The organism is Deltaproteobacteria bacterium, from assembly GCA_016874735.1.
Taxonomy (GTDB): Bacteria; Bdellovibrionota_B; Oligoflexia; order Oligoflexales; family CAIYRB01; genus CAIYRB01.
Window position 1 is genome coordinate 1 of sequence record VGTI01000076.1, and the last position, 12,209, is coordinate 12,209.

Sequence of the window (12,209 nt, forward strand, 5' to 3'; positions counted from 1 at the left end):
GACTGGCCTCAGCCGGTCGTACTGATCCCCGACCTTGAGCTCGGACGAGTACATACGGGTGGCATAATACAAAGCCCGCTTCGGCAGTGCAGTCTTAGAGGTCATCTGCATCTCGATGTCGATGAGTGTGCCCTCGGCCGTTTGGTAGTTGGTAGGAGCAGACGGCTAACCAGAGTTTTATATCAAACCTTGAAATTATGATCTGATCAGAACCCCGAGTATCATTAGGACTATTTGTCAGGGCGCAGTAGCACTCAATCGCGGAAAAGCCGTTAGTCCGTAAAGCGGGTAGTCATCGTAGGGAGGGTTTCTCGCAAACACGCCGGCACTTGCACGACAAGCTATATCGGCATCAAAACGTTTCAAAAAAACGGCCAAGCTTTTTGACTGCAGATTTATACCCGCTTTTACTTCTAACGGAAAAATCTGAGCAGCATCCTCGACAACAAAATCAATCTCAGCCTTATTGTTGCTCGACCAATAATGAATAGGCTGTTTACGATTACAGACAAGCTCTTGAGCTACGAAATTTTCAGTAAAAGCGCCACGAAACTCACTAAGTAGACGCTGTCCCTGCAAAAAGCTCTCTGGGTCGATATTGCCTATGGCAGATAATAAACCGCAATCGAGCAAATAAATTTTAAAATGATCCTGGTTAGCATAGCTTGCTAGCGGCAATTTCACAGCATCCAGGTTACAGCATTTTATAAGTAGCCCAGCATCAATCAACCACTGCAAAGCATCTTCATGCGACCTGGCACGTGCACCACTTGCAACGTCGCTGTATTTAAACTTGCGATTCTCACGCGAAAGTTGCGGCAGTATGCTTTGCCACACTTGATATAGTTTAGGGATAAGCATCGCTGGCGCATGCTTTGCCATATCTAGCTCATATGCGCGAAGGATCGCCTGCTGTGAGCCCCGCACTGAGTGCCAATCCTTGGTAGCGCTATATATGGCAACTATCTCAGGCATGCCTCCGGTGAGCATATAAATTTTAAGATAAGTCAGGAGTCGCTCATGAATAGATTCTGGAAGACGGTGCCAATTGGACTTGGTCACCAGCATATCGACTAGAGCCGTTTCGTCCATAGCTCCGAGGAACTCAGTAAAGGACAAAGGATGCACTTGGATGAAATCGACCTTACCTACGGGAAATCCGCTACCTTGTTTAACCTTGACACCAAGTAGTGAGCCCGCCGCGGCAACGTGGAATTCGGGCGCGTCTTCGCAGAAATATTTTAGCGATGTGAGTGCTTCGGGAGCTTCTTGCACCTCGTCGAAGACGAGTAGCGTCTTACCTGGCTTGATCGTAGTCTTGAGCTCTAGACTCAAGGCCTTCAATACCTCAGCCGGAGCCAAAGAAGTACGAAACAAATCGCGAGCCAGAGGACGCTCTTCGAAATTGAGGTAGGCAATGTTCTCGTACCGCTCTTTGGCGAGGGACTTGAGCGCTGCAGTCTTGCCAACCTGACGCGCACCCAGTAGCACCAATGGTTTGCGACCTGGGTGCTCCTGCCATCGACAGAGCTCAAAATTCAGGCTTCGTTTCAGGTACATAGATAGATTTTCCGAGCATGTGATCCGGCGCCATATTCTGGTACTAGATTATGGCATGGCCGCCACTGTCTGGCAATACTAACAAAATCAGTCGGTTAATGTGAACTGATGGTCGCGGATTGGAGCAGTCTGCTAGGACCGGTAGCTTATCCGGTTCATGCCATCGAGGAGCAGAACCTGGCGATGTAGTTCAGCGATTAACGAATTGCCGTCGCTTTTAATGCCCCCACCAACATTCGCTTCCGTCTGCTCATCGATAGCCTGATCGACAACTTCCCTTAAAGTAACGATGTCTAGTTCCACGCGACTTATTCCCCTGTCTCAACCACACGCCATCGGAGCCCTAGCGCCTTAGTGTTTGGCAAGGCCGGACCATAGCAAAAACGTAACGGCGATCGTACCCGTTAATGAGCTGTGGCTTAGGGCCATTGGGTCATGCCTCCGTGGTCTAAATCGGCAAAGCGCAAGATCCGTGGGATGCGAGTCAAAGGCCTTTTTGGTCAAGGCCAGACATAGGTAACACTTCTTCCATTGGGAAGAAGGGAGAAAGGAGAGAGGAATTTGTCTTGTCCAGAGCAACCTCAAACCACCCACAGGAGTCCGACGATATTGTGAGTGTGTGAGTTAGCCTACTTCGACCTCATCGCCCTTTCCTTAGCCACCTCTGCCTCGGTAAGGCCGGTGAGTTCTGCGAGGTGCGCGTTGGAAAAGGCACTGGTGGCAGCATCACAAAGTAACTTTTTGAGCAGAAGTAGGCTTTGTTCCGCTTTTGCCTCAGCCCTGCCCTTTGCCTCGCCCTCAGCCCTGCCCTTTGCCTCGCCTTCAGCCCTGCCCTTTGCCTCGCCTTCAGCCCTGCCCTTTGCCTCGCCTTCAGCCCTGCCCTTTGCCTCGCCCTCAGCCCTGCCCTCCGCCCTGCCCTCCGCCCTGCCCTCTTTCTTGGCATTAGCCATTATGGAGTCCATATCAAGCCTGGCCTTTTCTCTCAGCCTTGCAATTTCACGGGCCTCGTCTTTGGCAGATAGATCCTCTAGTGCGTCTTTGGCATCTTTGAGTTCAGGCATGGACATACAGGCCTCCTTGACAATCTGGCTATTGGGAGCGGCCAGAAACGCGAGCCATGCACCTAGAGTTACATCATCGGGTGGTAGTTGTCTCTCCTGCCAGAGTCTGAAGGCCTTAATTATCTCGACAAAGATGAGCCTGATTTCTCCCTGGAGCTCTTCCATAACGGGTGACCCTGTATCCTCCTGCTGGAGCGAGAAGGCGACCTCGAAGTCCCGGGGCCTTGATGGGAATAGATCCTCCGCTACGAGGAAGATGACGATGACTGGCCTCAGGCGGTCGTACTGATCCCCGACCTTGAGCTCAGACGAATACATACGGGTGGCATAATACAAAGCCCGCTTCGGCAGTGCAGTCTTAGAGGTCATCTGCATCTCGATGTCGACGAGGGTGCCGTCAGCAAGTTTGGCGTGGATATCGAGGACGGTGCCCTTATCTTCGACTAGCAACTTAGGTATCTGAGGGTTTAGGACCTCGACCGAGGTGATTTTGCTGGCTGGTTTTAGGATCGCATTTAGTAGCTCAATAAGGGCCTGCCGGCCGCGTTTGCTGGCAAATAGCATCTTGAACACAACGTCGAGGGTGGGGCTCAGGAGCTCATATTTTTGTTTCTTCATGCGTCAGATTCCCGGCAGCGTCACGAGCGTGATTGCTGGTGATGCAGCGGAGGATTGCTGAAACGTGCACTAAAGTCGAACGACATGAGTGGGTGTAGAGCAGATGTCGGGGGCGGACATTAGTGGTGCTAGCTGAAGATCGAAGATTTTTACGAACTTCGGGAAGTTACATAAGAGCAGTTGCTACGCTTCATTTAAAGTTGCTTAAATAGCTAAAATTCATATCAAAGATATCGTTGATATCATGCGCAACCATCCAGTATCGCTTGGTTAACTTCACGTATTGAGAACGCTATTAAGCGCCGTAGGCTAAGAGCGCCTGGGTAAATTTCCTCTCCCTATTGCCGATACCCCTCCCAAGGACGGTATGAGGTTGTGAACCTTGAGGACAAACAATGGGAGCTCGGGCTAAGGTCTATAAGGCCGCATTGATGGTGAAGTCGTATGACTTCAGTCGTCGCGTGGGTCTCATAAAAAACTACTACGACCTAGAAAGGTTGGGTCTGACCGGTCACGATTTCTGCGGTAAGTTCCCCAGTTGCTTTCTCCCCAGGTTGATTAGGTTTTGTAAGGAAAACCCAAGATACCATGTGGTTTCAAGCGATGGCCCTGGGCGGCTCATTAACCGCCTCGTGGAAGGTAAATGTTTTTACTTAATCGGCAATGGTGACAAGGATCCAGCCTTGGAACTCAATTATCTGCTCGACCCTGAGTGGCCTGTTTTATGGGAAGACGGCATTAGCTCTGCTCTTGCCGAAATCCAGGACATCAAAAATGGTCGCAAGTGATAGTTTGTCCATCCGGGACATGAGTAATGCGTCGCCTAATTGGTCACTGTGGAAAGCGGCGATGGCATCATATAACTGAATGCGTGGTGAATCTCTACCTAATAGAGCGAGCTCTCGCGACAATAGGTACTGAAACATTGCATATGCGTCGAAGTAATCATCTGTATCGTAGTCACCTGTCACTCGCACGAGTGTTTGGGTATCAACAGATACTGGCAGTATGATTGGCTTGAGAGATCTTGTGTAACCAAGGTTTTGTTCGAATTCGGGCATTGTTTTGGATGTTAAGCGGTTGGTTAATGGATCCAGGCACAGGGTATCCAATAGCATTGCGGATCTACAGAATCGAGCGACATGACTGAGTTGCTGTGCGATGTCTGTGACCGAAAATATCCCTAAGTAAGCTATGTCGTCGCTTTGACAGATGCCTCGTGCGAAGTTGTATGCTACAAATTTGCCAAATATGATTGAGATGAAACATGAAAAAGTGAAACATCGTCCATCGATTTGGTATGGGCTGGTGTCACCCAAAGGTGCGGCCCGGATTCTTGAGCGTCTGTCTTTTCCAAACTTCAGACACAGCAGTATATCCGGGCTTATTGAGCAATTAAGACCGGATCAATTGGCTGACCAGTGGGACTCCAGTGAGATTGACGCGCTAGACCTCGAGTCTTTTATGCGGATGTATGGAGACCTAAGGGAATCACTATCATTCCGATCGCACTCCGGTGAGCAACTCGATTTACGCGATAGTCTGCTCCTACAGATCTTCAACAATCGACTGGACGTACTTATCCCGGAGAAGTCGACCTTAATCGGTGAGGTTGCGGCGTTAAACCGCGAAGTGGCAAGAGTACTTGCGTTGGGTGCGTAACCTCTATGGCTAGACTAAAGCTAACTTCTTTGCTGATCTCGTGACGCCAACTTGACGACCGAAAATGGTATCAATAACCCACGCTAGCATGGGCTTTCCCACCGGACGTCGGAAAAAGTCAAGAAATGTAATAACTTGTCAATAGTTGTCAACATGTCGAATTTATTAAAGTTATTGCCAGTTCTGCCGATAAGGAGTATGGTGACAATAAGCGGCCTAGAAGGAGAAGTAATTCTATGTCTGCGGCAACTCTCGACACTGGTATGATCAATAATTATCTCGGCCTTTTGGCTGATAAAGCGCTACGCTCTATAAACACAAAAAAGTTTATCGAGCTCGCTGATTTCGCGGGTGAATCTAAGACAAAGCTGGCCTCCGAACTTGGCATCAGTCGTCCTGCCCTTTACCTAAGTCAAGCCAAGATTACAAAGAAAGAGGTCCTGGACAGGCTCATTCCCTTCGTTATCATCGGCGATTACGCATTCGTTTTATTCGAGCGCGATGAGAGAAAAACGCTGGAATGGCTTATGACGCCAAATCCAATCTTCTTTAACTTCTCCCCGTTTCAGATGGCCATGGCAGGAAAAGCTGATCCAGTCATCAGTAAGGTGAAAGAGTGGTTGGGAGATACTCGATAGCGGCCGGAGACCAGCTTCAGATGAGACTACAGTCGTTCGTAGAAGGCGTGATCGTGCGGGGCAGTTACGGAGCTTGGGCCTTTCCAAATGAGGTCAAGAAGCTTTTTCGACTTCTCGACCGGCAGCTTCTCAGTCGTGACTCGCATTTCCTGGAGACTTCAAAATACCTATTCGAATTTTTATCCGGAACTTCATTTCCCGAAAGTTGTCTCACACACCAGGTACCACTAGTCTTTTACCGGCGTGTTTCGTCGGCTCCGCCGGCGAATGATCCTTTATCTGTGATCGGTTCATTTGGCTCCGGTGGTCGACTGAATGTTGGCGGTAGCCAATCAAGTAGCCACATGACGAGACTTTTTAAAGCATATGCCGTTAAGCGAGCGGCACTTTATTTATCAGAAGATGCCGACACCGCGCGGAAGGAATTTGGCGATTACGGGATGCCAGGTTCGAGGGCAATCACTTACGAGATCGGATTTCTGAAAGACGAAAAAAATTTAACGTTTGTCGATTTGGATGAAGCCGTTGCTCATCTTGCAGCATATTTTCCATCGCTGCCGGAAATTGTTGGCAAAGACAGCCTCGGCGCAATTTATGAAGACGTCAAGGTTATTATCGCCACGCAGCTTCTAGCAAATTGGTTAACGTGCGAGAGCCCAGTCGATGCCGATGGGATTATCTTTAACTCCACTCGAAACCCAGGGAAAAAGAACTACTGTATGTATTTCAGTAACGACGCATTGTGTAAGACTAAGCTCAAGGTAATTGGAACTGTTTGATCCAACGAATCTGATAAAATAAATCCCTGAGAGTGATCTACGTTGTGACTGCGACGGATCCTAGGATTAGTGGCTCAGCTTGTCGGCCATCTCCCTGGCGAATTCCATACTCTGTAACTGACGCCACCGCTCGAAATTGGCTCTATGTTTGCGCGTGTCCCGTAGCTGAGAGTGAGCTGCGGCGCATGCGCTGACCTCGGCCAGAGCTTTCCTGACCTTAGGGTCCTTTAAAATAGCGGAGAAAAAGTCCTTACACTTCCGTGAACGCTCAGCTAGATATGGGGCGATCGACGCCCTAAGCTCGACGCCGCCATTGTAGTCTTCGCTTTGAGCAAAGTCCTTAGGCTTAACCGATCGCCCGGTGATCACGATCTCAATACCAAGAGTGTTATTCAGCGCGGCGAATAGAAAGTGCTGGCGCGCTTCAGGCAGCTGTCCCTGCTCGTATTGACTAAAGGCTGCTATCACACCCTCCATTGGCGCCATCGACATAATGCCGCGAGCACTGCTCTCAGCTTGGTGCCACTGCTTGCAGTTAAGGAAGATGGCCGCTCGGTACGCGGCAGCGTTGAAGGTGTCGTTGCATTCCGATTCTAGCTTGTCGCAGATGGTCAAGGCCTCAACGTAGGACCCTTGGCGGTTCAGAGCTAAGGCCAGGTTCCTAAGCCCACGCATGTAGGGCCTCGTGTTAAGGTCGAGCCAGTAGTGGTCTTTGCGCATCCGCTTCGGGAATAATTTACGACCTATATCTACGGTCCGGCGGAAATCGTCGATAGACTCTTGGAGCCGACCACGGTCCAAATTCATCAGGCCCAGATAGTTATGACCCTCAGCGTAACCGGGGAAGCTGACCGTCAGCAGCTTAAACGCCGATGTTGCGGCGTCGTAGTTGCCACTCTGATATAGATCTGCGGCAAGTTCCTCTACATCGGGACTCAGATTTGGCGCTCTCAAAGCGTGGTGCCAATAAAATTCATTGTCTGGTCTTAGGTCATCGTCATCGCCCTCAATTATCGATAGCTTAAAGTCGATGACGTCGCGTAGGAATTCCAGCTGACCCTTATGCTCGCGCAAAAGCTTGGCTGATGGCGCTAACATCTGCGGCTCCGTCTCAACTAGCTCCCGCGTAAACGCCCAAAGGGACTTTTTAAAATTCGCCGCCAGCCGCTCCTCACGGTACTCCGCCTCATCAGGCAAGACGTCGAGCTGCTCCATCACGCCACGACAGATGGCATCCCAGTCGAAGCTGATGGCTGGGTACTGTTCGCGCAGTAGGTTTTGGAAGTACCTACTATCGTCACACGCACCCTTGCCAATGGCACGCAAGGCCTCGGTTTTGGAGAAAAACGTGAACAAGGTGGTCTGCACCACTTCGCCCGTAGAGGCATCACGATGACCGTGAACGATTGCTAGTTGATTACCCTTTTTGCGTACGAAAGCCATCGGTCTACTCCAATAATTTGGGGCAGATTTTAACCTAGCCCCACCTGTTGTGCAATGATACATTTCCTGCACAACATTGTTGCTGAGTGGTGATAATCTCGACGGCTTAGATACTAAGAGGAGTAGCAATTGAGTAGGGTCGACGACGAGGCAGTCAGAGTTCCGTCTAACTTCTGGCGTTACCTAGGTGATCATGCCTGGGATCAAGCCTGCGCACTCCTCGCGGAGGATTTTGCTGGCTATCTACCGCAAACCGGGAGCGAGATCTCAGGTTCAGCTGCTTTCGTCGAGTTTTTGCGTGACAAATTAGGGACAGCGCACATCACCATCAATAACCGCATGGCGAGTTACGATGTGTGGGATAAGGAGCACGAGGTTGCCCTTCAGATAAGTGTCGAGATGCTGGGTGCCAGCGATCATATGCAGACTAGGCATCAATTTGTTATCGCATTCATGACTGTCGATCGCGAGTACCAGATTCGTTGTGCGAGTCTTTACTTCGCCCCCTGTGATTAACCCACAGAGTTTGTAAGAAGGCGGTGCCAGTGTGACGGCAGAGTGAATGAGAAGCGTTAGCCTACTTCGACCTCTCCGCCCTTTCCCTAGCCACCTCTGCTTCGGTGAGGCCAGTGAGCTCTGCCAGGTGCGCATTGGACAAGGCACTTGTGACAGCATCACTCAGTAATTTTTTGAGTAAGAGTAGGCTTTGTTCAGCCCTGCCCTTTGCCTCGCCCTCAGCCCTGCCCTTTGCCTCGCCCTCAGCTAAGCCCTCCGCCCTGCCCTCTTTCTTGGCATTAGCCATTATGGAGTCCATATCAAGCCTGGCCTTTTCTCTGAGGCGAGCAATTTCACGGGCCTCGTCTTTGGCAGATAGGTCCTCTAGGGCGTCTTTGGCATCTTTGAGCTCAGGCATGGACATACAGGCCTCCTTGACAATCTGGCTATTGGGAGCGGCCAGAAACGCGAGCCATGCACCTAGAGTTACATCATCGGGTGAAAGTTGTCTCTCCTGCCGGATTCTGAAAGCCTGCGGGATTTCAAACTAAAGCTGATCTGCAGAAGTCTGGCGATATTGTGAGTGTATGAGAGTTAGCCTACTTAGACTTCATCACTCTTTCCCTAGCCACCTCTACCTCGGTGAGGCCGGTGAGTTCTGCGAGGTGCGCATTGGACAAGGCGCTAGTGACAGCATCACTCAGTAATTTTTTGAGTAAGATTAGGCTTTGTTCCGCTATTGCCTCAGCCCTGCCCTCAGCCTTGCCCTCAGCCCTGCCCTTTGCCTCGCCCTCAGCTATGCCCTCCGCCCTGCCCTCTTTCTTGGCATTAGCCATTATGGAGTCCATATCAAGCCTGGCTTTTTCTCTCAGCCTTGCAATTTCACGGGCCTCGTCCTCGGCAGATAGGTCCTCTAGGGCGTCTTTGGCATCTTTGAGCTCAGGCATGGACATACAGGCCTCCTTGACAATCGGGCTATTGGGAGCGGCCAGAAACGCGAGCCATGCACCTAGAGTTACATCATCGGGTGGTAGTTGTCTCTCCTGCCAGAGTCTGAAGGCCTTAATTATCTCGACAAAGATGAGCCTGATTTCTCCCTGGAGCTCTTCCATAACGGGTGACCCTGTATCCTCCTGCTGGAGCGAGAAGGCGACCTCGAAGTCCCGGGGCCTTGATGGGAATAGATCCTCCGCTACGAGGAAGATGACGATGACTGGCCTCAGGCGGTCGTACTGATCCCCGACCTTGAGCTCAGACGAATACATACGGGTGGCATAATACAAAGCCCGCTTCGGCAGTGCAGTCTTAGAGGTCATCTGCATCTCGATGTCGACGAGGGTGCCGTCAGCAAGTTTGGCGTGGATATCGAGGACGGTGCCCTTATCTTCGACTAGCAACTTAGGTATCTGAGGGTTTAGGACCTCGACCGAGGTGATTTTGCTGGCTGGTTTTAGGATCGCATTTAGTAGCTCAATAAGGGCCTGCCGGCCGCGTTTGCTGGCAAATAGCATCTTGAACACAACGTCGAGGGTGGGGCTCAGGAGCTCATATTTTTGTTTCTTCATGCGTCAGATTCCCGGCAGCGTCACGAGCGTGATTGCTGGTGATGCAGCGGAGGATTGCTGAAACGTGCACTAAAGTCGAACGACATGAGTGGGTGTAGAGCAGATGTCGGGGGCGGACATTAGTGGTGCTAGCTGAAGATCGAAGATATTAGGACCTTAATTCGAAATATCTAGTCCCTCCGTGTCTCCGTACCACCATTCTCCGCGGTCTAAATGGTCGAGCGCATGATCCGAGGGATACGAGTCAAAGTCTGTTTTTGTGACCACGGAGAAGGGGAAGTAGGGAGAGAGGAGAGGAAAATTCCGCTTCAACGATGACGCTCGCGATCACCGATGTGGTTCTTTACTGCGGTCTCGACAGCGCCGAGCCTTTGCTCGTGAGAGTCAGTCACTTATTCTAAGAGGTCCATCTGCAACTCGCGGTGCTTGGCCGGTAGCAATGCATCGACGAGCTTGTCCATCTTGCTTTCCATATTCTCCATGAGTAGACCTAGGCGACGCAGTTCCGCCCTGAACTCTATGCCGTCGCTTTTAAGCGACGCTACACCGTTCTTGAGAGTGCCCACATCACTTTTTAAAACCCCAATATCCGACTCCATCCGGCCGATGCGCGGATGCTCGTCGATAGACTGATCGACAACCTGCCTTAAAGTAACGATGTCTAGGTCCACGCGTCTCATCCCCCTGTCTCAACCGTACAATCTTGGTGCCTTAGCGCCTTAGTGTTTGGCAAGGCCGGACCATAGCAAAAACGTTACGGCGATCGTACCCGTTAATGAGCTGTGGAGGATGACATCTGCTAAGCCTCTGTTTGATCTGGGGCTTTCATGCTCGGGCAGGCAGGGATAAGCGGCCGAGAGCTTGAGCTCAAGGCGCTTGGGTCATGGGACGCCAGTGGCAGCTAATCAATGAAGACTCGATCCGCCCTGCTCTGGCCGAACTTGATAAGATCAAAAATAGTAGTCAGTGATAGCGCAGCCTTTTGATGATCCAGAAACGAAATTGGTATCTGCTCGTAGTGAAGCGCGGCGGCACGTGAGTATCTCAGGCACTGGACCGAGTCACGGCCAAGGCGGCCAATCTCTCGCGAACAGAGAAACTCCAACAGACAGAATGCATCGAAATGATCCTCTAAGCTGAAGTCTCCAACGGTCTTTAGGTACGATGCGTTGTCGATATCTCCCAGATCCAGGATTAGTTTGCTAGTTCTTGTTACGCCAAGTTTCATTGCATGATTTTGCGTCATTTGGTCGATCGATGTTCCCTTGAGGAGCCTTTACCGGAGAATCAAACAGGGTAAATAGTGCGTCTTAAGAATTAAAAAGTCGAACGACACAATCGGGTGTAGGGCAGATGTCGCTAGTAGTCTTTTGTGGACAGTGCATGATTGTGACTATATCACGCTGAAAACGCTCATCAATTATTCAATTTTTACCATAAAAACTAAGCCCGTGCCGTTTTGTAATATTCAATCAAAGGGCTTGATTGGCCGATTGACCATTGCGACTTTTGTAGGAAGGAAAGGGCATGGCAGGAGCAGCCTATTCATCTCGTATTGAGCTCTACACAGACTGTGATGGCTTTGAGGCCAGGGTTGGCTTGATTCGAAATTATTACCAGCTGAAATTTCTCGACTTTGATGTCCAGAGTTTCTCCGGCTGCTTTCGGCTCGATTCTGCCGCGATGCTACTAGAGTTTTGTCGAGTAAACCCAGATTTTCATGTCGTGAGCTGCGTAGCGCCCGGTAGGTATGTCAATTACTATGAGCCAGGAGATCACGTCTATTTTCTGGCCGACGGAGACAGTGACCCATCTGTGGTACTCAATCATTTGATCAGTCCAGAATGGCAGCTAGAGTATGAAGACTCGATCTGCGCTGCTCGTGCCGAACTTGATAAGTTTAGAAATCATCGCAAGGTCTGACTGACTAGTCTCGGTATGTAATCAAACCTGTGTCGTTCCTCTAAATATTGTCATTTGTCTCTACATTAGATTCGTTCTTCTGCGCCGGACTGCGTCTGCCTGGTTGCTCAGGTGCGACAGAACTCCCACCATAACTAGTATGGCGACCGAGCTGGCGCTGCCGATCACCTCCACGGCTTAAGTCGGCAGAGTTTTTGACCCGTGGGCTATGAGTCAAAGTTTTTTTGACGACGTAGCAGGGGAAGGAGGGAGACAGGAATTTGCTTCATCCATGGCAACGTCAATTCAACTACAGGAGTCCAGTGACATCGTCGGTTTGTAAGTGCGCTTACTTCGACTTTGTCGTCCTTTCCGTAGCTATCTCCGCCTCTGTAAGTCCGGTGAGTTCTGCGAGATGCGCGTTGGAAAAGGCACTGGTGGCAGCATCACTCAGTAATTTTTTGAGTAAGAGTAGGCTTTGTTCAG

General features: G+C 50.4%; 14 protein-coding genes. 6 read left to right on the plus strand and 8 right to left on the minus strand.

The genetic code is table 11. The features are described 5' to 3' along the window. The 3 genes from FJ146_17635 to FJ146_17645 all read right to left on the minus strand — a co-directional run. A partial coding sequence (locus FJ146_17635; GenBank protein ID MBM4253792.1) for a transposase occupies nucleotides 1-111 on the minus strand: 111 nt, incomplete at its 3' end. 126 nt (nucleotides 112-237) lie between these two features. Beyond that, complete coding sequence (locus tag FJ146_17640) at nucleotides 238-1,560, minus strand: ATP-binding protein (GenBank protein MBM4253793.1); 1,323 nt, start codon at nucleotides 1,558-1,560, stop codon at nucleotides 238-240. A 629-nt stretch (nucleotides 1,561-2,189) separates the two neighbouring features. Then, nucleotides 2,190-3,239, minus strand: a complete 1,050-nt coding sequence (locus tag FJ146_17645; GenBank protein MBM4253794.1) for an Rpn family recombination-promoting nuclease/putative transposase — start codon at nucleotides 3,237-3,239, stop codon at nucleotides 2,190-2,192. A gap of 395 nt (nucleotides 3,240-3,634) precedes the next feature. Between FJ146_17645 and FJ146_17650 the strand changes: the two genes are divergently transcribed. The 4 genes from FJ146_17650 to FJ146_17665 all read left to right on the plus strand — a co-directional run bounded on the left by FJ146_17650 (nucleotide 3,635) and on the right by FJ146_17665 (nucleotide 6,318). Then, the gene (locus FJ146_17650; GenBank protein MBM4253795.1) at nucleotides 3,635-4,027 is read left to right on the plus strand and encodes a hypothetical protein; all 393 of its coding nucleotides are present in this window, start codon (nucleotides 3,635-3,637) and stop codon (nucleotides 4,025-4,027) included. 472 nt (nucleotides 4,028-4,499) lie between these two features. Beyond that, nucleotides 4,500-4,901: a hypothetical protein gene (locus FJ146_17655; GenBank protein ID MBM4253796.1), complete on the plus strand. Its 402-nt coding sequence runs from the start codon at nucleotides 4,500-4,502 to the stop codon at nucleotides 4,899-4,901. Nucleotides 4,902-5,137: 236 nt separating this feature from the next. Continuing rightward, nucleotides 5,138-5,539, plus strand: a complete 402-nt coding sequence (locus FJ146_17660; protein MBM4253797.1) for a hypothetical protein — start codon at nucleotides 5,138-5,140, stop codon at nucleotides 5,537-5,539. Nucleotides 5,540-5,559: 20 nt separating this feature from the next. Next, nucleotides 5,560-6,318 carry an RES domain-containing protein gene (locus FJ146_17665; protein ID MBM4253798.1) on the plus strand — a complete coding sequence of 253 codons (759 nt, stop codon included), beginning with the start codon at nucleotides 5,560-5,562 and terminating at the stop codon, nucleotides 6,316-6,318. Nucleotides 6,319-6,384: 66 nt separating this feature from the next. Here the strand turns inward: FJ146_17665 and FJ146_17670 are convergent, their stop codons facing one another. After that, nucleotides 6,385-7,824, minus strand: a complete 1,440-nt coding sequence (locus FJ146_17670) for a tetratricopeptide repeat protein (protein ID MBM4253799.1) — start codon at nucleotides 7,822-7,824, stop codon at nucleotides 6,385-6,387. 66 nt (nucleotides 7,825-7,890) lie between these two features. Between FJ146_17670 and FJ146_17675 the strand changes: the two genes are divergently transcribed. Beyond that, on the plus strand, nucleotides 7,891-8,277 hold the full coding sequence (locus tag FJ146_17675) for a hypothetical protein (protein MBM4253800.1): 387 nt from the start codon (nucleotides 7,891-7,893) through the stop codon (nucleotides 8,275-8,277). A 61-nt stretch (nucleotides 8,278-8,338) separates the two neighbouring features. Here FJ146_17675 and FJ146_17680 read toward each other — a convergent pair whose 3' ends face one another. The 4 genes from FJ146_17680 to FJ146_17695 form a co-directional block, all read right to left on the minus strand. Continuing rightward, nucleotides 8,339-8,680: a hypothetical protein gene (locus tag FJ146_17680; GenBank protein MBM4253801.1), complete on the minus strand. Its 342-nt coding sequence runs from the start codon at nucleotides 8,678-8,680 to the stop codon at nucleotides 8,339-8,341. Between the two features lie 175 nt (nucleotides 8,681-8,855). Further along, the gene (locus FJ146_17685; GenBank protein MBM4253802.1) at nucleotides 8,856-9,821 is read right to left on the minus strand and encodes an Rpn family recombination-promoting nuclease/putative transposase; all 966 of its coding nucleotides are present in this window, start codon (nucleotides 9,819-9,821) and stop codon (nucleotides 8,856-8,858) included. 392 nt (nucleotides 9,822-10,213) lie between these two features. Then, complete coding sequence (locus tag FJ146_17690; protein MBM4253803.1) at nucleotides 10,214-10,501, minus strand: hypothetical protein; 288 nt, start codon at nucleotides 10,499-10,501, stop codon at nucleotides 10,214-10,216. A gap of 221 nt (nucleotides 10,502-10,722) precedes the next feature. Continuing rightward, nucleotides 10,723-11,067 carry a hypothetical protein gene (locus FJ146_17695; protein MBM4253804.1) on the minus strand — a complete coding sequence of 115 codons (345 nt, stop codon included), beginning with the start codon at nucleotides 11,065-11,067 and terminating at the stop codon, nucleotides 10,723-10,725. A gap of 281 nt (nucleotides 11,068-11,348) precedes the next feature. On the opposite strand from FJ146_17695, the gene FJ146_17700 reads away from it, so the two are divergent. Further along, nucleotides 11,349-11,744 carry a hypothetical protein gene (locus FJ146_17700; protein MBM4253805.1) on the plus strand — a complete coding sequence of 132 codons (396 nt, stop codon included), beginning with the start codon at nucleotides 11,349-11,351 and terminating at the stop codon, nucleotides 11,742-11,744. Nucleotides 11,745-12,209: the final 465 nt, after the last annotated feature.